This window comes from Gordonia sp. (in: high G+C Gram-positive bacteria), from assembly GCF_047606305.1.
Lineage (GTDB): Bacteria > Actinomycetota > Actinomycetes > Mycobacteriales > Mycobacteriaceae > Gordonia.
In genome coordinates, this window is sequence record NZ_JASGER010000110.1 from 1 (window position 1) to 20224 (window position 20224).

Annotated in this window: 19 protein-coding genes and 1 pseudogene; 11 read left to right on the forward strand and 9 right to left on the reverse strand. The window is 69.6% G+C overall.

The features are described 5' to 3' along the window. Positions 1-406, forward strand: a pseudogene (locus QM634_RS14745) (hypothetical protein); the annotation flags it as partial. Between the two features lie 38 nt (positions 407-444). Next, positions 445-720, forward strand: coding sequence for an Lrp/AsnC family transcriptional regulator (locus tag QM634_RS14750; protein ID WP_415043530.1), 276 nt, complete (start codon positions 445-447; stop codon positions 718-720). 40 nt (positions 721-760) lie between these two features. Here the strand turns inward: QM634_RS14750 and trpD are convergent, their stop codons facing one another. Beyond that, on the reverse strand, positions 761-1831 hold the full coding sequence (gene trpD, locus QM634_RS14755; protein WP_415043531.1) for an anthranilate phosphoribosyltransferase: 1071 nt from the start codon (positions 1829-1831) through the stop codon (positions 761-763). Between the two features lie 181 nt (positions 1832-2012). Here trpD and QM634_RS14760 point away from each other — a divergent pair, with 181 nt between their 5' ends. The 4 genes from QM634_RS14760 to QM634_RS14775 are packed head-to-tail and all read left to right on the forward strand — an operon-like array spanning position 2013 to position 6358. Then, a complete protein-coding gene (locus QM634_RS14760) occupies positions 2013-2627 on the forward strand; it encodes a cytochrome c oxidase subunit 3 (protein WP_415043532.1) in 615 nt (204 codons plus the stop codon). Between the two features lie 46 nt (positions 2628-2673). Continuing rightward, entirely contained in the window at positions 2674-3588 is a 915-nt protein-coding gene (locus tag QM634_RS14765; RefSeq protein ID WP_415043533.1) for a c-type cytochrome, read from the forward strand. Then, on the forward strand, positions 3585-4739 hold the full coding sequence (locus QM634_RS14770; RefSeq protein WP_415043534.1) for a ubiquinol-cytochrome c reductase iron-sulfur subunit: 1155 nt from the start codon (positions 3585-3587) through the stop codon (positions 4737-4739). The genes QM634_RS14765 and QM634_RS14770 overlap by 4 nt, the downstream gene beginning before the upstream one ends. Then, positions 4736-6358 carry a cytochrome b gene (locus QM634_RS14775; protein ID WP_415043535.1) on the forward strand — a complete coding sequence of 541 codons (1623 nt, stop codon included), beginning with the start codon at positions 4736-4738 and terminating at the stop codon, positions 6356-6358. The genes QM634_RS14770 and QM634_RS14775 overlap by 4 nt, the downstream gene beginning before the upstream one ends. Before the next feature lie 187 nt (positions 6359-6545). Here the strand turns inward: QM634_RS14775 and QM634_RS14780 are convergent, their stop codons facing one another. From QM634_RS14780 to QM634_RS14790, 3 genes are all read right to left on the reverse strand, one after another. After that, positions 6546-6941 carry a tautomerase family protein gene (locus QM634_RS14780; protein ID WP_415043536.1) on the reverse strand — a complete coding sequence of 132 codons (396 nt, stop codon included), beginning with the start codon at positions 6939-6941 and terminating at the stop codon, positions 6546-6548. 165 nt (positions 6942-7106) lie between these two features. Next, a complete protein-coding gene (locus tag QM634_RS14785) occupies positions 7107-7523 on the reverse strand; it encodes a cytochrome c oxidase subunit 4 (RefSeq protein ID WP_415043537.1) in 417 nt (138 codons plus the stop codon). Beyond that, positions 7520-8650: a cytochrome c oxidase subunit II gene (locus QM634_RS14790; RefSeq protein ID WP_415043538.1), complete on the reverse strand. Its 1131-nt coding sequence runs from the start codon at positions 8648-8650 to the stop codon at positions 7520-7522. Before QM634_RS14790 ends, QM634_RS14785 begins: the two co-directional genes overlap by 4 nt. Positions 8651-8893: 243 nt before the next feature. Here QM634_RS14790 and asnB point away from each other — a divergent pair, with 243 nt between their 5' ends. After that, positions 8894-10819, forward strand: a complete 1926-nt coding sequence (asnB, locus tag QM634_RS14795) for an asparagine synthase (glutamine-hydrolyzing) (RefSeq protein WP_415043539.1) — start codon at positions 8894-8896, stop codon at positions 10817-10819. A gap of 64 nt (positions 10820-10883) precedes the next feature. On the opposite strand, the gene QM634_RS14800 is transcribed toward asnB, so the two are convergent. From QM634_RS14800 to QM634_RS14810, 3 genes are all read right to left on the reverse strand, one after another. Further along, positions 10884-11861, reverse strand: a complete 978-nt coding sequence (locus QM634_RS14800; protein ID WP_415043540.1) for a carbohydrate kinase family protein — start codon at positions 11859-11861, stop codon at positions 10884-10886. A 99-nt stretch (positions 11862-11960) separates the two neighbouring features. Then, positions 11961-12320 (reverse strand): HesB/IscA family protein, encoded by a 360-nt coding sequence (locus tag QM634_RS14805; RefSeq protein ID WP_415043541.1) that lies wholly within the window; start codon positions 12318-12320, stop codon positions 11961-11963. Positions 12321-12373: 53 nt separating this feature from the next. Further along, the gene (locus tag QM634_RS14810) at positions 12374-13420 is read right to left on the reverse strand and encodes a glycerate kinase (RefSeq protein WP_415043542.1); all 1047 of its coding nucleotides are present in this window, start codon (positions 13418-13420) and stop codon (positions 12374-12376) included. Positions 13421-13482: 62 nt separating this feature from the next. On the opposite strand from QM634_RS14810, the gene QM634_RS14815 reads away from it, so the two are divergent. Both QM634_RS14815 and QM634_RS14820 read left to right on the forward strand, forming a co-directional pair. Further along, positions 13483-14145: a DUF3043 domain-containing protein gene (locus QM634_RS14815; RefSeq protein ID WP_415043543.1), complete on the forward strand. Its 663-nt coding sequence runs from the start codon at positions 13483-13485 to the stop codon at positions 14143-14145. 6 nt (positions 14146-14151) lie between these two features. Beyond that, positions 14152-15516, forward strand: coding sequence for a bifunctional adenosylcobinamide kinase/adenosylcobinamide-phosphate guanylyltransferase (locus QM634_RS14820; RefSeq protein WP_415043544.1), 1365 nt, complete (start codon positions 14152-14154; stop codon positions 15514-15516). On the opposite strand, the gene QM634_RS14825 is transcribed toward QM634_RS14820, so the two are convergent. Together QM634_RS14825 and gcvT are read right to left on the reverse strand one after the other, a co-directional pair. After that, positions 15503-16627, reverse strand: coding sequence for a branched-chain amino acid aminotransferase (locus QM634_RS14825; RefSeq protein WP_415043545.1), 1125 nt, complete (start codon positions 16625-16627; stop codon positions 15503-15505). The two genes, QM634_RS14820 and QM634_RS14825, sit on opposite strands and share 14 nt — an antisense overlap. Positions 16628-16664: 37 nt before the next feature. Next, a complete protein-coding gene (gene gcvT / locus QM634_RS14830; RefSeq protein ID WP_415043546.1) occupies positions 16665-17783 on the reverse strand; it encodes a glycine cleavage system aminomethyltransferase GcvT in 1119 nt (372 codons plus the stop codon). Positions 17784-17835: 52 nt separating this feature from the next. Here gcvT and QM634_RS14835 point away from each other — a divergent pair, with 52 nt between their 5' ends. Next, positions 17836-19407 (forward strand): leucyl aminopeptidase, encoded by a 1572-nt coding sequence (locus QM634_RS14835; protein WP_415043547.1) that lies wholly within the window; start codon positions 17836-17838, stop codon positions 19405-19407. Between the two features lie 115 nt (positions 19408-19522). Beyond that, positions 19523-20224 (forward strand): biotin/lipoyl-containing protein (locus tag QM634_RS14840; RefSeq protein ID WP_415043548.1); only part of this gene is annotated, 702 nt, incomplete at its 3' end.

The window sequence follows — 20224 nt, forward strand, 5'->3', positions numbered from 1 at the left end:
GCGGCGCCGCGACCGGCTGGCCGCCGTCATCGCCGCGCTCGCCCGCGGGCAGCGCCTGCGCGCGCTGTGCGCGATCGAGCAACTCGTGATCGCCCGACCCGACGACACCGGCGGGTGGCGGCTCGCCGTGGTCCGGCACGGGCGACTGGCCGGAGCGGGCAGTGTCCCGCGCGGCGCACCACCGATGCCGGTCGTCGAGGCGGTGCTCGCCTCGGCGCAAACCATCGTTCCCGACGACGGCCCGTTGCGCGGCGCACCCGCCGAGGAGGCCGCGCTCGTCTACCGGTGGGTGACCGCCCCGGACGCCCGCATCGTCGACACCACCGCCGGCTTGGCCCTGCCCCGCCACTCCGCCTGCGGGTGGGAGCGATGGGCCGCGGCGGCGCGCACCGCTCGCGGCCGATAGTCGCTGCCGGGCGGCCGTCGGTGGCTACCCTGGTCGACATGCTCACCGCATTCGTGATGATCAGCGCCGACGTCCACTCGATCCCGGAGACCGCCCAGGCGGTCGCCGACATCGACGGGGTCACCGAGGTCTACTCCTGCGCGGGCGACGTCGACCTGATCGCCAAGGTCCGGGTCCGCGACCACGAGGGCCTGGCCGAGGTGGTCACCAATCGGATCAACCGCCTGCAGGGCGTGGCGCACACGACCACCCACATCGCCTTCCGTAGCTACGCGAGCAAGGAGACCGAGGCGGGCTTCGCCGTAGGCGAATGATCCAGCTGAGCGCCGTAGCGAATAGTCCAGCTGAGCGCCGTCAGGCGTCGGCGAGCGTAGAGCTGAGCGCCGCCCAGCGCGCCAACAGATCGGCCGCCGCACCCGTGTCGATGGCCTCGGCGGCCCTGGTCATCGCGGCCTTCAGCGCATCGACCAGTTCGTCGCGCGTCATCGGGGCGGTCTGCGTCGCGGCGACCAGCGCGGCCGCGGCGTTGAGCAGAACCGCGTCGCGCACCGGCCCCGTCTTCCCCGCGAAGAGCTCGCGCGCGACCTCCGCGTTGTCCCGGGCATCGCCGCCCTGTAGCGCTGCCAGCTCGACGCGGGCCAGGCCCAGGTCGCCCTGCGGGTCGAGCCGGTGCTTGGTCACGACGCCGTCGACGACCTGCCAGACCGTCGAGGTGCTCGTCGTCGTCAACTCGTCGAGGCCGTCGTCGCCGCGCACGACCAACACCGACGCACCGCGGTCGGCGAAGGTCCGCGCGAGAACGGGCGCCAGGTCTTCGAACGCGCAGCCGATGAGGCCGGCGCGCGGCTGCGCCGGGTTGGTCAGCGGGCCGAGGACGTTGAAGACGGTCGGCACCCCCAGCTCCTTGCGCGGTGGGCCGGTGAACCGGAAGGCCGGATGAAAGACCGGGGCGAAGCAGAAGCCGATCCCCGCCTCGTCGACGCAGCGGGCCACGCCCTCGGCGTCCAAACCGATGGCGACGCCCAGTGCCTCGAGCACGTCGGCGCCACCTGATTTCGACGACGCGGCCCGGTTGCCGTGTTTGACGACCGGCACGCCCGCGGCGGCGACGACAATCGAGGTCATCGTGGAGATGTTGACGGTGTGCGAGCGGTCGCCACCGGTGCCGACGATGTCGACCGCGTCGCCGTCGATCCGCACCCGGTTGGCGTGCTCGAGCATCGCGTCGGCGAGCCCGTTCAGCTCGCTCGGCGCGGCGCCCTTCATCTTGACCGCCAACCCGAAGGCGGCGATCTGCGCGCTCGTCGCGGCGTCGGCCATGATCTCGTTCATCGCCCAGCGCGCCTGGTCGACGGTCAGGTCTCGATTCTCCGACACCTCGCCGAGGACGAAAGGCCAACTCAGTTCCGGCTGCTCGCTGCTCACGCGTCCACCCTAAACGAGCCGTCCGAGGGCGGTTGCGAACACCGAAACCGGGCAGATGAGCCCCTCCGTGACACGCCGAGACACCCGTTTCGACGTTGTCCGACCTGCGTCGCCGCAAAATGTTGGACCAATTTCGCGACCCCGGTGGTCACGCTTTACTACGAACCGTCATACTTCTTGTGTGACTAGCGCTGCAGGTACCCCGTCAACGGCCATCACGGCTCGGGTGCACTCGCTGAACCGTCCCAACATGGTCAGCGTCGGCACGATCGTGTGGCTTTCCAGTGAGCTCATGTTTTTCGCCGGACTCTTCGCGATGTACTTCGTCGCGCGGGCGAACAACTCGACCGGCGAATGGCCCATGCCGCCGACCGAGCTCAACCTCTGGCTGGCGGTCCCCGTGACCACCGTGCTGATCCTCTCGTCGGTGACGTGCCAGATGGGCGTCTTCGCCGCTGAGCGCGGCGACGTGTTCGGTCTGCGCCGGTGGTACATCCTGACGTTCTTCATGGGCGCCTTCTTCGTCGGCGGCCAGGCCTACGAGTACATCCACCTGGTGCAGCACGGCACGACGCTGTCGTCGAGCGCCTACGGCTCGGTGTTCTACATGGCCACCGGCTTCCACGGCCTGCACGTCATCGGCGGCCTGGTGGCCTTCATCTTCCTGTTGACCCGCACGTGGCTCTCGAAGTTCACGCCGGCCCAGGCCACCGCCGCGATCGTCGTGTCGTACTACTGGCACTTCGTCGACATCGTGTGGATCGCCCTGTTCGTCACGATCTACTTCATCCGCTAGTCCCCGACTTCCAGCCCCGGTCAGTCCGCTTAGTAGAGAGTCACAAATGAGTACATCTCCACCGCGACCGTCGGATCCCACCCACGAGCCGGCACCGGCCGCCCCCTCGGCCCGCGCGGCCAAGGCGCGCCGCAAGCTGCGCCGCCGCGCCTCGGGAACGATCCTCCTGCTCGCCGGCCTCCTCTCGGCCGGTGTGATCACCGCCCTGCTGACCCCGCAGGCGCAGGTGGCCGTCGCCGACCCGAACACGCAGTCGCAGGCCATGATCGACGCCGGCAAGCAGCTGTACGACACCTCCTGCATCAGCTGCCACGGCAACAACCTGCAGGGCGTCGAGGACCGCGGACCGTCGCTCATCGGCGTCGGTGACGCGGCGGTGTACTTCCAGGTCGCCTCCGGCCGCATGCCCGCCGCCCGCAACGACGCGCAGGCCACCCGCAAGCCGGCCAAGTTCACCGAGGCCCAGATCACCCAGCTGGGCAAGTACGTCCAGTCGGTGTCCGGCGGCCCGCAGGTGTACTACGAGCGCAACGCCGACGGCACCGTCAAAACCGACAAGGACGGCATCCCGGTGGTGGCACAGGAGTCGCTGCGCGGCACCAACCTGGGCCGCGGCAGCGAGCTGTTCCGCCTCAACTGCGCGTCCTGCCACAACTTCACCGGTCGCGGCGGCGCACTGTCGTCGGGCAAGTTCGCCCCGAACCTCGACCCGCCGAGTGAGCAGCAGATCTACACGGCGATGCTGACCGGGCCGCAGAACATGCCCAAGTTCAGCAACCGCCAGCTCTCCCTGCAGGAGAAGAAGGACATCATCGGCTTCATCAAGTACTCCTCGGAGACCAAGCAGCCCGGTGGCCTCGGCCTCGGCGGCTTCGGCCCGGTCAGCGAGGGCATGCTGATGTGGGTGGTCGGCATCGGTGCGATCGTCGGCTTCGCAATGTGGATGGGATCGCGGTCATGAGCGCAACTGAGAACACCCCGACCAAGGACGAACTCGCCGCGATGGACCGCGACGAACTGGTCAAACTCGGCACCAACCTCGACGGCGTCGAGATCTTGCACCGCGAGCCGCGCTTCCCCGTTCCGGGAACGAAGGCCGAGAAGCGCGCCGCGCGCCTGGTCGCGTTCTGGTTCGCCCTCGCCGGTGTGTCGGCCCTCGCCTGCCTGGTGATCTTCCTGTTCAACCACTGGAAGTTCGTCATGCCGGACCAGCCGAACTATTGGCTGTACTCGTACAACACGCCGTTGTTGGGCGTCACCTTCGGTCTGGCGATCCTCTCCATCGGCATCGGCGTCGTGCAGATCACCAAGAAGTTCATCCCCGCGGAGATCTCGGTCCAGGACCGCCACGACGGCGGGTCGACCGAGGTCGACAAGAAGACGACCGCGGCGCTGCTGGGCGATGCGCTCGAGACCTCGACGCTCCCCCGTCGTAAGATGATCCTCGGCTCGGCCGCCTTCGGTCTGGGCGCCTTCGCGCTCACCGGCCTGGTCGCCGCCCTCGGCGGGTTCATCAAGAACCCGTGGGCGCTGCGCGACAAGGCCCCGCTGTGGCACTCGGGCTGGTCGCCGATCTACAACCCGCCGGAGAGCCCCAACGAGACGATCTTCCTGCGCCGCGACACCGGCAATCCGTACCAGGTCGCGCTCATCCGCCCGGAGGACCTCGACGCCGGCGGCATGGAGACCGTCTTCCCGTGGCGCCCGTCGGACGGCCACGGCGAGACCGAGGAGTCGCGTCACAAGCTCCTCGAGGGGCTGCGCCTGGTGCGCAACCCGGTGATGCTCATCCGCCTGCGCCCCGGTGACGCCCAGAAGGTCGTCAAGCGCAAGGGCCAGGAGAGCTTCAACTACGGCGACTACTACGCGTACACGAAGGTCTGCAGCCACCTCGGTTGCCCGACGTCGCTGTACGAGCAGCAGACCAACCGCATCCTGTGCCCGTGCCACCAGTCGCAGTTCGACGCGCTGGAGTACGCCAAGCCGATCTTCGGCCCGGCCGCCCGCGCGCTGGCACAGCTGCCTATCACGGTGAACAACCAGGGCTACTTGGTCGCCGCCGGCGACTTCATCGAGCCCGTCGGACCGGCCTTCTGGGAGCGGAAGTCATGACAACCATTGCTGATCGCCTGGGCAGCCAGGCCGAAGAAGTCGATTCGCGCTACCACCTTGCCGCGGGCCTGCGCCGGCAGATCAACAAGGTGTTCCCCACCCACTGGTCCTTCCTGCTGGGCGAGGTGGCGCTGTACTCGTTCATCATCCTGCTGCTGTCGGGCGTGTACCTGACGCTGTTCTTCGACCCGTCGATGGCGCACGTCATCTACCACGGCGATTACCAGCCGCTCAACGGCGTCACGATGAGCCGCGCCTACGAGACCACGCTGAACATCTCCTTCGAGGTGCGCGGCGGCCTGTTCGTCCGCCAGGTGCACCACTGGGCCGCGCTGCTGTTCGCGGCATCGATCATGATCCACATGGCGCGCATCTTCTTCACCGGTGCGTTCCGCCGCCCGCGCGAGGCCAACTGGATCATCGGCTGCATCATCCTGCTGCTGGCGATGTTCGAGGGCTTCTTCGGCTACTCGCTCCCCGACGACCTGCTGTCGGGCACCGGCGTCCGCGCCGCGATGAGCGGCATCGTCCTGGGCATCCCGCTGATCGGCACCTGGTTGCAGTGGGGCCTGTTCGGCGGCGACTTCCCCGGCGACATCATCATCCCGCGCATGTACGTGCTGCACGTGCTGCTGTTCCCGGCCATCCTGCTGGCCCTGATCGGCGCGCACCTCGCGCTGGTCTGGTACCAGAAGCACACGCAGTTCCCCGGCCCCGGCCGCACCGAGCGCAACGTCGTCGGTGTCCGGATCCTGCCGGTGTTCGCCGCCAAGGCCGGCGCGTTCTTCGCCATCACCTTCGGCCTGATCGCGCTCATGGCGGGCATCTTCCAGATCAACCCGGTCTGGCAGATCGGACCGTACAACCCGTCGCAGGTCTCCGCCGGTTCGCAGCCGGACATCTACATGCAGTGGACGGACGGTTTCGCCCGTCTGATGCCGCCGTGGGAGATCTACCTCGGCCACTACACGATCCCCGCGATCTTCTGGGTCGTGGTGGCCATCGGCATCATGTTCGGCCTGATGTTCTCGTACCCCTGGATCGAGAAGAAGCTGACCGGCGACGACGCGCACCACAACCTGCTGCAGCGTCCGCGCGACGTTCCCGTCCGCACCGGCCTCGGCGCGATGGCCATCGCGTTCTACACGATCCTCACGGTCTCGTGCATGAACGACATCATCGCCTACAAGTTCCACATCTCGCTGAACGCGACGACGTGGATGGGCCGCATCGGTCTGCTGGTCGTGCCGCCGCTCGCGTACTTCGTCGCCTACCGCTGGGCCCTGGGTCTGCAGCGCAGCGATCGCGCAGTCCTCGAGCACGGCATCGAGACGGGCATCATCAAGCGCCTGCCGCAGGGTGAGTACATCGAGGTGCACCAGCCGCTCGGCCCGGTCGACGACCACGGTCACCCGATCCCGCTCCCCTACGAGGGTGCGGCGATCCCCAAGAAGATGAACAAGCTGGGCGCCGCCGGCTCGCCGGGCACGGGTGGACTGCTGTTCGCCGACCCCGCCGACGAGCAGGAGCTCAACGCCGACCTCGAGCACAAAGCCCATGTCGCCGAGCACAAGGTGCTCCGCGAGCTGCAGTCGCAGAACGGCAACCCGCTCGAGTAGCCCCGGGCCCGCAGAAGCCCACAGAAAGGCCGCCAGGATCGCTCCTGGCGGCCTTTCTAGTGCTTCTGCCCCCCCTCCTCTTGCCCGCTCCCGGCGGCCCCACCACCGTCGAGTGGGCGGTCCAGCGACGCCGAGTGGGCGGTCCAGCGACGCCGAGTGGGCGGTCCAACCACGCCGAGTGGGCGGTCTAGACGCCGACGTTGAAGCCCAGGTCGACGTCGCACGCTGCCTGGCCGCCGCGAATACCCCAGTTCTCGACGGGGAGGTCGCGAACCGCGATGGACACCTGATCGCGCGGAATCCCCAGCACCTCCAGCCGTTCGACGATCTCCCGGTAGAGCCGTCGCTTTGCCTCGACGGATCGTCCGGCGAAGCAGTCGATGTGGACCATCGTCAGATAGTCCGGCTGTGACAGCGACGGCGGCGCCGCGAATCGATGCGGCTGGTGCTCGATGAAGCGGATGTGCTTATCCCCGACCGGGATCCGGAACGCGGCCACCAGGGCCTCGTGGACGGCGTCGATGATGGCGATCTCCTCGTCGACCGTCCAGGACCGTCGTACTTCGATCTGAGCGTGCGGCATAGCACGAAGCTACAACCCGCACCGCCTGACCAGCGAGTGGTTTACCGCCCACTCGGCGTTGCTGGACCGCCCACTCGACGTTGCTGGACCGCCCACTCGGCGGAAGTGCGGGCAAACGAAAACCGCCGCATCCTGTCGGATGCGGCGGTCGTCGGTAAGAACGGTCTAGTGCTTCTCCGGGCCCCAGTGGTACTCGAAGACCAGGCCCGCGGCGGTGATCACGATGACCCCGGCCGCGAAGATCGCGAACCAGAAGTTCCGCGTCGCAAAACCGACGGCGAACAGGGCCGCACCCGCGGACACCAGGATCGGCCACCAGCTGTGCGGGCTGAAGAAGCCCAGCTCGCCGGCACCGTCCTCGATCTCCGCCTCGTCGTAGTCCTCCGGGCGGATCTCGACGCGGCGCGCCACGAACCGGAAGTACGTGCCGGTGATGAGTGTCAGGCCGCCGGCGAAGAAGAACGCCGTCGCGCCCGCCCACTCGACGCCCTTGGAGGAGAGTCCGGTGAGAACCGTGTAGATGACGGCGCCGATGATGAAGAACGCGGTCAGCAGCTCGAAAATCCGGGCTTCTACTTTCATGCGGGTGCTCCAGTCGGTCGCGGCGTGCAGTTGGGCTGCCGGGTGTCGAACGCGTTGCCGATGTCCTTCGGGGTGTCCCCGTGGGTACGACGACGCGTCTCGAACGGAACCGTCGTGACCGAGACGGGCACCTGGCAGATGGCCTTCAACGCGTCGGCGTTGCTCAGCTTGTCGTTGGACCGCAGCGCGATGTACCGGTCGAAGTCCTCCGGGCTCACCGCGCGGATCTCGAAGTTCATCATCGCGTGGTAGGTGCCACACATCTCGGCGCAGCGGCCGACGAAGGCACCGGTGCGGGTGATCTTCTCGATCTGGAAACGCGGGTCCTGGTGGTTCTGCTTGGGGAACGGCATGACGTCGCGCTTGTACAGGAACTCCGGCACCCAGAACGAGTGGATGACATCGGCCGCGGCGAGGTTGAACTCGATGCGCTTGCCGACCGGCAGGACCAGGACGGGGATCTCCGACGGGGTGCCCAGCGTCTCGATGCTCGAGTAGCGCAGGTAGTCGCGGATCTTGTCGTCACGACCGCCGGCGGGCAGCGGCAGCGGCTCGTGGCCGTGAGTGGCTTCGCGCTGTTCCTGCAGCTTGAACGGGGATTCCTTCGTCGCGTACGACTTCATCGAACCGTCCGGCTGGCGGACCTGGTCGTAGCCGAACTTCCAGTTCCACTGGAAGGCCGTGACGTCGACGACGACGTCGGGGTTGTCCATCTTGCCCTCGACCTTGTTCTCGACGACGACGGTGAAGTAGAACAGCACCGCGATGGCCAGGAACGGGAGGGTGATCAGGATCAGCTCGACCGGCATGTTGTAGGCGGTCTGACGCGGGAACGCGTCGTCGCCCTCGCGGTGGCGGAAGAAGGCGATGCACCAGAAGATCACCATCCAGACCATGAAGCCCACGACCAGGGAAGCGATCACGGCCCAGGTCCACAGGTGACCCATGGCCTCGGCCTCGGGCGTCACACCGGTGGGCCAACCGAAGCGGAGCGCCTCACGCGGTCCGCAACCGGTCATGACCAGCGTGGCGAGGCCCAACGCGACCACCAGGGCGACCCGCTTGACCTTGCGCGATGCGCCCTTGGCGCCGCGCGCCGTGGACCGTCCATCGTGTGTCAATTTCATGCCTTCCTGCTCACCCGGCCGCACCGCGGACCGTGGCCCGAGCACGCCCAAATTCGACGCAACATGACTGCAAGACAATTCTTGCATCTAGTACTACGCAGCGTAGACCAACCCGCTCAAAACGTTGCGATTGGGGCCGGTGATCTGGGCGAGTCGGAGTCCGGCCGGTCGCTACGGCATACTCGACTCGACGTTTGATCAGCGGAGCGAGTCGCCCGCTGGAGAAAGTGGGGCGAGAACACCGTGTGTGGATTGCTGGGTCTGCTGACCTCCGACGCGACGGCCGACACCGCCGTCGACCTGGTCGCCGCCGCGTCGCACTGCATGCGGCACCGGGGTCCGGACGAGTCCGGCACGTGGCACGACGACGACCTGGTCGTCGGCTTCAACCGGCTCTCGATCATCGACATCGAGCACTCCCACCAGCCGCTGCGCTGGGGTCCCGCCGACAACCCGGAGCGCTACGCGCTGGTCTTCAACGGCGAGATCTACAACTATGTCGAGCTGCGCGAGCAGCTGATCGCCGAGTTCGACGCCCCGATGCACACCGAGGGGGACTCGGAGACCATCGTCGCCGCCTTCCACTACTGGGGCGAGGAGGCCGTGCGACGCCTGCGCGGCATGTTCGCCTTCGCCATCTGGGACACCGAGACGCGGCGGCTGTTCCTGGCCCGCGACCCGTTCGGCATCAAGCCCCTGTTCCTGGCCACCGGCCCCAAGGGCACGGCCTTCGGCAGCGAGAAGAAGAGCCTGCTCGAACTCCTCGACCGCCTCGGGCTCGACGAGTCGCTCGACCACCGCGCCCTCGAGCACTACATCGAGCTGCAGTACGTCCCCGAGGCGGAGAGCCTGCACGCCAGCATCGGCCGGCTCGAGTCCGGTTGCTACGCGACCCTCTCCCCCGGTGATTCCCCCACGGTCACGCGGTACTTCAACCCGCGCTTCGACGTGAAGCCGTTCACCGCAGAGACCCGCCAGTCCCGCTACGACGAGATCACCGACGTCCTGAAGGACTCGGTGGCCAAGCACATGCGCGCCGACGTCACGGTCGGTTCCTTCCTGTCCGGCGGCATCGACTCGACGCTGGTCGCGGCACTCGCCCGCCAGCACAACCCGGACCTCATCACCATCACCACCGGCTTCGAGCGGGACGGCTACTCGGAGATCGACGTCGCCGCCGAAACCGCCGAGGCGATCGGCGTGCGCCACGAGATCAAGGTCGTGAGCCCGCGCGAGTTCATCGACGCGATCCCGGAGATCGTCTGGTACCTCGACGACCCGGTCGCCGACCCGGCGCTCGTCCCGCTGTACTTCCTGGCGCAGGAGGCGCGCAAGCACGTCAAGGTCGTGCTGTCGGGTGAGGGTGCCGACGAGCTCTTCGGCGGCTACACGATCTACAAGGAGCCGCTGTCGCTGGCGGCCTTCGACAAGCTGCCGGGCTTCGCCCGACGTGCCGCCGGCCGCATCAGCGACCGGATCCCCGAGGGCACGCGCGGCAAGAGCCTGCTGCACCGCGGCTCGATGTCGATGGAGGAGCGCTACTACGGCAACGCCCGCAGCTTCGATGACGCGCGCCTGCAGAAGGTGCTGCGCGACTACCGCCCCGAGTGGACCCACACCGACGTCACCGCGCCGATCTACGCGGAGTCGGTCGGCTGGGACCCGGTGGCGCGCATGCAGCACCTGGACCTGTTCACCTGGCTGCGCGGGGACATCCTCGTCAAGGCCGACAAGATGACGATGGCGAACTCCCTCGAGCTGCGCGTCCCGTTCCTCGACAACGAGGTGTGGCGCGTCGCCTCCGCGCTGCCCGCCGACGAGAAGATCGCCCACGGCACGACCAAGTACGCGCTGCGCAAGGCGATCGAGGAGATCATCCCGCCGCACGTGTTGCACCGGAAGAAGCTGGGCTTCCCGGTCCCGATCCGCCTGTGGCTGGCCGAGACCGAGATGTACGACTGGGCGCATCAGATCATCGAGAACTCACAGACCGACGAGCTGATCAACAAGCAGTTCGTGCTGCAGATGCTCGACGAGCACCGCAACGGGGTCGTCGACAACAGCCGACGGATCTGGAACGTGCTGATCTTCATGGTCTGGCACGGGATCTTCGTGGAGAAGACCATCGTGCCGAACATCGAGGACCACCAGTACCCGGTGCGCCTCTAGTCCCGGCCGGGCACGCTCGGCGGAATTCCGGGCACGCTCGGCGGAATTCCGGGCACGCTCGGCGTCAGGCAAACAGGGCCGCGATCTCGCTCGCGGCCTGCTCTCCGTACGCGCCGTCCAGGCGCTCGGTCGCCGCGCCCAGGTCCCACGACCAGCCCTGCGTCGAGTCACTCTCGAGCACCAGGACCGCGACCATGGATCCGAGCTGCGCAGCGCGCTCGTAGGACAGCCCGCCCTCGAGCGCCGACAGGAAGCCCGCGCGGAAGCCGTCGCCGACACCGGTGGGGTCGATCGCGTTGCGCACCGGGACGACGGGCACGTGGATCGCCGCACTGCCGTCGGACGGCACGATGTCCACGCCCTTCTCGCTCAGCGTGGTGATGCGCACCTGCACCAGCTTCGCGACGTCGTCGGCGGACAGACCGGTCTTCTGCTGCAACAGGCCCCACTCGTACTCGTTCGTGAACAGGTACTTGGCTCCGTCGATGAGGGTGCGCGCGGTGTCGCCGTCGAGGCGGGCCAACTGCTGTGACGGGTCGGCGGCGAAGTCGATGCCGGCGTCGCGGCAGGCCTTGGTGTGGTTGACCATGGCCTCGGGGTCGTCGGCGCCGATCAGCACCAAGTCGGGTCGGCCGATCTTGTCCATCACCGCGACGAGGTCGATCTCACCGGCGCGCGACATGGCGCCGGCGTAGAAGCTGGCAAGCTGGGCCATCGTCTCGTCGGTGGTGCACATGAACCGTGCGGTGTGCGCGGTGTCGAAGACGCTGACACCGGAGCAGTCGACGCCGTGGTCGGTGAGCCAGGTGCGGTACTCGCCGAAATCCGAACCCGCCGCGGCGACGAGCTTGGGCGACCCGCCCAGCTCGCCGAGCGCGTAGGCGATGTTGCCGCCGACGCCGCCGCGCCGCACGACGAGGTCTTCCACCAGGAAGCTCAGCGAGAGGTGTTCGAGCTGGTCGGCGAGCAGTTGCTCGGAGAACTTGCCCGGAAATTTCATCAGGTGGTCGGTCGCAAGGGACCCGCATACGGCAATAGACACGAGGGCCACGCTACCGGTCCGCCCGCGGTGGACATGAGCGGGGCGAACAGAAAGGGGCGGCGGGCGGCCGATGCCGCCCACCGCCCCTCTCGGGTCAGATCAGTTGAACGAATCGCCGCAGGCGCAGCTGCCGGTGGCGTTCGGGTTGTCGATGGTGAAGCCCTGCTTCTCGATCGAGTCGACGAAGTCGATGGTCGCGCCCTGGACGTACGGCGCGCTCATCCGGTCGACGGCGAGCTTGACGCCGCCGAAGTCGCTCACGACGTCACCGTCGAGCGAGCGGTCGTCGAAGAAGAGCTGGTAGCGCAGGCCCGCACAACCGCCCGGCTGCACCGCGATGCGCAGCGCGAGGTCGTCGCGGCCCTCCTGGTCGAGCAACGCCTTGGCCTTGGCCGCCGCCGAATCCGTCAGGATGACGCCGGTGGCGGTCGTGGTGTCGCTCTCGTTCGAAACGGTCATGGGTGAACTCCCTTGTCGTCAGGTCGCTTGTAACAACGGTACTCCATCGCCGACTATTCCCGCGGGTCGCGCCAATCCGCGGACACCCGTGCCGCCATCGATTCCAGCGCCGATTCGGCGTCGCCCAGCGCGCGGTCGCGCCCGACGTGGTCGATCAGCGAATGCGCCGCGGTCAAACCGAGTGATCGGGGGTCGGCCAGCGCGCACTCGCCGACGAGCGCCAACACCGGGATGCCCGTCGCCAGCGCCGCCACCCCGGCGACGACCTTCCCGCCGGCGGTCTGCTCGTCGAGCCGCCCCTCGCCGGTGATCACCAGGTCCGCCTCGCGCACCGCCGCGGGCAGCCCGGTCGCCTCGGCGACCAACCCGGCTCCCGACACTCGTCGGGCTCCGACGGCCAACAACGCGGCACCGATGCCCCCGGCGGCGCCCGCGCCGGGCTCGGCACTCACCGGCCGCCCGGCCAGACCGTCCAGGTCCGCCCCATACCGTCGCAACCGGGCGGCCAGTTCCTCGACCGCCGCCGGGTCGGCGCCCTTCTGCGGCGCGAACACCTGCGCCGCGCCGCGCGGCCCGGTCAGCGGGTTGTCGACGTCGGTGGCCGCGACGACGTCGATCCCGCTCAGCAGCCGCGCTGCCGACGTCCCCCCGCCGAGGGCGTCGAGCATCCCGCGACCGCCGTCGGTGGTCGCCGATCCGCCGAGACCGACGACCAGTCGCCGCACCCCCGGTTCGACGAGCGCCGCGGCGATGAGGTCACCCACTCCCGCGCTCTTCGCCGCCACGGCCGTCAACGGGTCGGGCGTCGCGACCAGGTGCAGTCCACAGGCCTGCGCGCATTCGAGATACGCGGTCCCACCGTCGACGCGCCAGCGCGCGGACACCGACTCACCCAGCGGGGAGCGCACGACCGCCGACCGCTCCTCGCCCACGTCGGCGAGACAATCGAGGAAGCCGGGGCCGCCGTCCGACTGCGGCTTGCCGATCACCTCGTCGCCCGGCCGCGCCGACGACCACCCCCGGCCGATCGCGGCCGCGGCGCGGGCCGCGGACAGCGTCGATCCGAATCCGTCCGGTGCCACGACGACGCGCTGGGCCATGGCCCCGGAGTATAGGCAGCCCTCGGGCACTCCGGCGCCGCCGATCGCCTAGGCTCGACAGGGTGAGAATGCCGTGGCAGAACAGCGCCGACGAGGCCGACGACACGACCAACGCCGGCGTCGGCGCCGATTCGACGCCGGAGACGCGTAAGGCCGGATACACCGAGGGCAAGGGTCGCCCGACGCCCAAGCGCCGCGAGGCGACGAAGAAGCGCGGACCGGTCGCGCCACCGCCGATGACCCGCTCCGAGGCTCGCGCGCGACGCAAGGAAATGCGCACGACGATGTCGAAGGAGGAGCGCTCGCAGGCCCGGGCCAAGCAGCGTGAACTGCGCAACGAGGTCCGCGAGCGCCGGCTGGCCGGCGACGAGGAGTACATGCTCCCCAAGGACAAGGGCCCGGTGCGCCGCTACGTGCGCAACCTGGTGGACTCGCGCCGCAACTTCGCGGGGCTGTTCACCCCGCTGGCCCTGGTGTTCATCGTCCTGGTCTACGCGCTGCCCAAGTTCTCGGCGGTCGTCAGCCTCGCGCTGCTCCTGTTCGTCGCACTGGTCGTCGCGGACTGCGTCTACGTCGGCAAGATGGTCAACAATCGCGTCCGCGAGCGGTACCCCGACTCCACCGACGGCGGCTTCAAGCTCGGCTGGTACGCCGCGTCGCGCTGCCTGCAGATGCGCCGCCTGCGGGTCCCCAAGCCCCAGGTCGAGCGCGGCGACGAGGTCTGACCGCCGATGCGCACCCTGGTCCTCGGCGGCGCCGCGTCGGGTGAGTCCGACTACGCGGAGCGACTCCTGAGTGGTCCGTCGACCGTGATCGCCGTCGGCGACGGGGCCGCGACCGCCCTGCGCGACGCACCTGGGCCGGTCCTCCTCACCGATCTCGACGTGTGGGCGGCGACCGGACCGGGCGAGGACGCCGTCGCGCAGCTGTGCGCCGCGATCGCCGAACACGACGCCGACGTGGTGGTCGTGTCCCGCGAGGTGGGCCTGTCGCTGGTCGCCAAGAACCAGCAGGCGCGCCAGGAACACATCGGACGGGTCAATACTGCGGTCGCCGACGCCGTGGACCGCGCAGTCCTGATCGTGGCCGGGCGGGTCCTGCCGCTCGACGGGAGTCCACTCGGCGCGATGCGGGAGTCCACTCGGCGTCGGTCGATCGCCCACTCGGCGTCGGTCGATCGCCCACTCGGCGACGACGACCGCCCACTCGGCGAGAATCTCCGCCCAGTCGGCGAAGGGGTCGGGTTTGCGGAGATCACCGCACCCGACACCGACGCGGCCGACGCCGCCCGTCGACTCCAGGAGCACTCCGTCGGGCCGCGCGCCTCGCTGGGCCGACTCGAGGAGATCGGCATCTGGGCCAGTGCCTGTCAGGGGACCTGTCCCCCGCGCCCGATCACCGCGCCGACCGTCGTCCTGTTCACCGACGCCCCCACCGTCCCCCCGACGACCGCCGTGCTGGCCGAGCGCACCGGGGCGAGCGTGCGCATCGAGAACGTCGCGACCACCGGCGACGCGGGTGACGCACTCGCGGCGGGTCGCGCGGCAGCAGACCACCTCGTCGACGCGGGTGCCGACCTGCTCGTCGCCGGCGGCGTCGGCACCGGCGACGACGTCGCGGCCGCCGTCATCGTCGGCACGCTCACCGCGAAGGAACCCGTCGAGGTCGTCGGGACCGGGCCGACGATGGACGCCGCCGACTGGATCGCCCTGACCGCCGCGGTCCGCGACGGCATGTGGCGCACCCGCGGACTATCCGCCGACCCGCTCGCGCTCGTCGACGCCGCCGGGTCGCCGACCCTGGCCGCGATCGCCGGCTTCCTGGCGCAGGCCGCCCTGCGGCGCACCCCGGTGATTGTCGACGACCTACCGGTGACGGCCGCGGCACTGCTCGCGGACACCCTCGCCCCGGGGGCCGCCGAATGGTGGGTCGCCGGTCAGGTGAGCGCGCACCCGGCCCACCCGATCGCGCTGCAGCGCCTCGGTCTGACGCCGCTGCTCGACCTCGGGATCAACCGCGGCGGTGCGACCGGGGCGCTCGCGGCGCTGCCGGTGGTCGCCGCGGCGATCGAGGTCCTGGCGGTTACGCCGGACTGACCGCCTCGGCGGGGTGCAGCTCGGTCATCCAGCCGTGCGTATCGGCGAAGGTGCCGCGCTGGATGCCGGTCAGGGTGTCGCGCAGTGCCATGGTGACCTCGCCCGGCTCACCGTTGCCGATCGTGTAGTCCTCGGACTCCCCGCGCACCCGGCCGACCGGGGTGATGACGGCGGCGGTGCCGCAGGCGAAGACCTCGGTGATGGCGCCGTCGGCGACCCCGGTCTTGAGCTCGTCGACCGAGATGCGCCGTTCCTCCACGGCGAAGCCGGCGTCCAGGGCCAGCTGCAACAGCGAGTCGCGGGTGATGCCGGGCAACAGCGACCCGGACAGCTCCGGGGTGACCAATCGCGCGTCGGCACCGGAGCCGAACACGAAGAAGAGGTTCATGCCGCCCATCTCCTCGATGAAGCGGCGCTCGACGGCGTCGAGCCAGACGACCTGGTCGCAACCGTGCTCGGTCGCCTGGGCCTGCGCGACGAAGGCCGCGGCGTAGTTGCCGCCGCACTTGGCGGCGCCGGTCCCACCGGGGGCGGCGCGGACGTATTCGCGGGACAGCCACACGCTGACCGGGCGGATGCCGCCAGAGAAGTACGGTCCGGCCGGCGAGGCGATGACCGCGTAGCGGTACTCCCCCGACGGGGAGTTCACACCGAGGCCGGCCTGCGAGGCGAACATGAACGGACGCAGGTACAGCGCCGCCTCGCCGCCCGCGGCCGGCACCCAGCCGTGGTCGACGGCGAGCAGTTCGCGCAGCGAGTTGATGAAGTCGTCGGTCGGCAGCGGCGGCATCGCCAGGCGCTCGGCGGACCGCTGCAGGCGCTCGGCGTTGGCCTCCGGCCGGAACGCGGCGATCGAGCCGTCCGGCTGCCGGTAGGCCTTCAGCCCCTCGAAGATCTCCTGGCCGTAGTGCAGGACCATCGCCGACGGGTCGAGGGCGATCGGTCCGTACGGCTTGACCTGCGCGTTGTGCCACCCGCGGGTCGTGTCGTAGTCGATCATCACCATGTGGTCGGTGAAGTGCTTGCCGAAGCCCGGCTCGACGAGGATCTCCGCGCGACGCGACTCCGGCAGGGCGTGCGGATGAAGCGTACGGGTGAAGTCCAAGGTCATGGCTCCAGCCTACCGGGCAGGTTCAAGCGGGTTTTCGTCAGACGTGCGACTCGACGAAGGGCGGCAGCACGACCTCGCAGGGCAGGGCACGACCGCGCACGTCGACGACGACCTGGTCGCCCTTCTTCACCCCGGACGCGGTGTCGATGAGCGCGAGCGCGATCCCGACCTGGGCGGTCGGCGAGAAGGTGCCCGACGTACAGACACCGATGTTCTGACCGCCCTCGGAGCGAAGCACCGCGCACCCGTCGCGCGGGATGCCGCGACCGGTGGCGCGCAGGCCGTACAGGCGCCGGGCCGGGCCGGCGGCCTTCTCCGCGAGCAGCGCGTCACGGCCGAAGAACGCCGGCTTGTCCCAGCCGACGGCCCATCCGGTGCGGGCCTGGTTGGGCGTGATGTCGGTGCTCAACTCGTGCCCGTGCAGCGCGTACCCCATCTCGGTGCGCAGCGTGTCGCGGGCGCCCAGGCCCGCGGGCAGGCCGTCTCGCGCGGTGACCTCGCGCAGGATCGCGCCGAACACCGCGGGCGTGTCGTCCCACTTGGGCAGCACCTCGTAGCCGTGCTCACCGGTGTAGCCGGTGCGGCACACGCGCACCGGGTATTTCTCGCCGTCGACGTCGACGGCCGCATCGGCGTAGGCCATGTACTCCATCTCGGTGGGCAGGCCGAGCGCCTCGAGCACCTCGGTCGAGCGGGGGCCCTGCACGGCCAACACGCCGTAGTCGCGGTGCTGGTCGGTGATCGTGATGCCCTCGGGCGCGACCTTCTGCAGCTCGGCCACGACCGTCGCGGTGTTCGCCGCGTTCGGCACGAGGAAGACCTCGTCGTCGGAGACCAGATAGGCGATCAAGTCGTCGATGACTCCGCCGTCGGCGGTGCAGCACATCGTGTACTGCGCCTTGCCCGGCGCGATCTTGCCCAGGTCGTTGGTGAGCGTCGAGTTGCAGAACTCGGCCGCCCCCGGACCCACGACCAGCGCCTTGCCGAGGTGGCTGACGTCGAAGACGCCGACCGCGTTGCGGACCGCGTTGTGTTCGGCCACCGTGCCCGAGTAGGACACCGGCATGTTCCAGCCGCCGAATCCGGCGAAGGTGGCACCGAGCTCGCGGTGCTGCTCGGTGAGGGGTCCGTCGAGGAGTTCGTTCGCGTCAGCCATGGGCAAAGACTAGCCCGAGGGCGACCGGGGATCTGTGGCAGAGTTGGGTGTCGTGAGCCACTCTGACACCGCCGACCGGGTCCGCGGCCCGGAATTCGACCTCGCCACCTCCCTCGCCCGCGCCGACAGCGCCCTGCTGATCGGTCTCGCGCTGCCCGCCGACGACGGCGACGCCCCCGTCCTGATCATCGGGGACGGCATCGTCGACGACGCGGCCGCCGAGGCGGTGGAGCGCGGCCTGACCGCCGTGGGGGCGACTGGCAAGCACGGGGAGATCACCCGGGTGCCGGCCCCGATCGGGCTCGACGTCGACGTGGTGGTGGCGGTCGGTCTCGGCGCGCTGGACGCCGACGACGAGGCCGACGCCGGCGAGACCGACGCCGCGAGTGCTGCGGCCGAGTCGTTGCGCCAGGCCGCCGGGATCGCGGCCCGCGAGTTGGCCGGACACGCGACGGTCTCGACCACACTGTCCGCCCTGGCCATCGGGCCCGTCGTCGAGGGGCTGTTCCTCGGCGCCTACCGGTTCGAGCTGTTCCGCTCCGCCGACGACGCCAAGGGCACTAAGACCGACTCCCCCGTGCCCACCAAGTTCCACCTGCTGGTCACCGCCAAGAACGCCGAGGCCAAGAACGAGCTGGCCCATGCGGTGACCGTCGCCGACTCGGTGGCCATCGCCCGCGATTTCGTGAACACGCCGCCCAGCCATCTCTATCCGGAGGAATTCGCCAAGCGTGCGGCCGCGCTGGGCAAGAAGTACGGCCTGACGGTCGAGATCCTCGACGACGCCAAGCTCGAGCGGGAGGGCTACGGCGGCATCATCGGCGTCGGCAAGGGCAGCTCCCGCAAGCCGCGCCTCGTCCGCCTGACGCACACCGGCAAGAAGGGCGCCGCATCGCTCGCACTGGTCGGCAAGGGCATCACCTTCGACACCGGCGGCATCTCCATCAAGCCCGCCGCGAACATGGACCACATGACCTCGGACATGGGCGGCGCCGCGGCCGTCATCGCCGCCGTCATCGCCGCGTCCCGGCTGGCCGTCGACACCGCCGTCACCGCGACCGTCCCGATGGCCGAGAACATGCCGTCGGGCACCGCCCAGCGCCCCGGCGACGTCCTCACCCAGTACGGCGGCAAGACCATCGAGGTGCTCAACACCGACGCCGAGGGGCGTCTGATCCTGGCCGACGCGATCGTGCGCGCCCTCCAGGACGACCCGGACTACCTCATCGACACCGCCACCCTCACCGGTGCGCAGATGGTCGCGCTGGGCACCCGCACGCCGGGCGTGATGGGGACCCGCGCGTTCCGCGACCGCGTCGCCACACTCTCCCGCGAGGCCGGCGAGAACGGGTGGGCCATGCCCATCCCGCCGGAACTGCGCGCCGATCTGGCCTCTCGAGTGGCCGACATGGCCAACGTGACCCCACACCGTTTCGGCGGGATGTTGGCCGCCGCGACCTACCTGAAGGAGTTCGTGCCCGCCGGCCAGGCATGGGCGCATATCGACATCGCGGGCCCCGCGTTCAACTCCGGGGGGACCTGGGGTTACAACCCGAAGGGCGGCACCGGCGTGCCCGTGCGAACGCTCATCGCAGTGATCGAGGACATCGCCGAGAACGGCTGAGACTTCGCCTGTAGGGTTGCAGTGAGCGGCGCCCATCCCTGCCGCCCAGGCGACCGACGCACCACCACTCGCGTCACACCTGCCACAAACGAACTAGCTCGAGGAGTCAACAGCAATGGCCTTCTCCGTCCAGATGCCCGCATTGGGTGAAAGCGTCACCGAAGGAACCGTGACCCGGTGGCTCAAGGCGGAGGGAGACACCGTCGCGGTCGACGAGCCGCTGCTGGAGGTCTCCACCGACAAGGTCGACACCGAGATCCCGTCCCCGGCGGCCGGTGTGCTGGTCAAGATCGTCGCGGCCGAGGACGACGTGGTGGAGGTCGGCGGTGAACTGGCCGTCATCGGCGAGGCCGGCGAGGCCGCTCCGGCGGCGCCCGCCCCTGCTGCCGAACCCGCCGCACCGGCCCCCGAGCCGACTCCCGAGCCCGCCGCTCCCGCCGAGCCCGCTCCGGCGGCGCCCGCTCCCGCTGCCGAACCGGCCCCCGCGACCGGTGGCGCCTCCGGCACCGACGTGGTGATGCCCGCACTGGGCGAGTCGGTCACCGAGGGCACCGTGACCAACTGGCTCAAGCAGGTCGGCGACACCGTCGCCGTCGACGAGCCGCTGGTCGAGGTGTCCACCGACAAGGTCGACACCGAGATCCCGTCGCCGGTCGCCGGCACCCTGCTGGAGATCAGCGCCGAGACCGACGCCGTCGTCGAGGTCGGCGGCAAGCTCGCCGTGATCGGCAGTGGTGCTCCCGCCGCCCCGCCGGCGCAGACGCCGCCTGCACCGGCACCCGCGCCCGAGCCGACCCCGGCACCTGCCGTAGCCGCC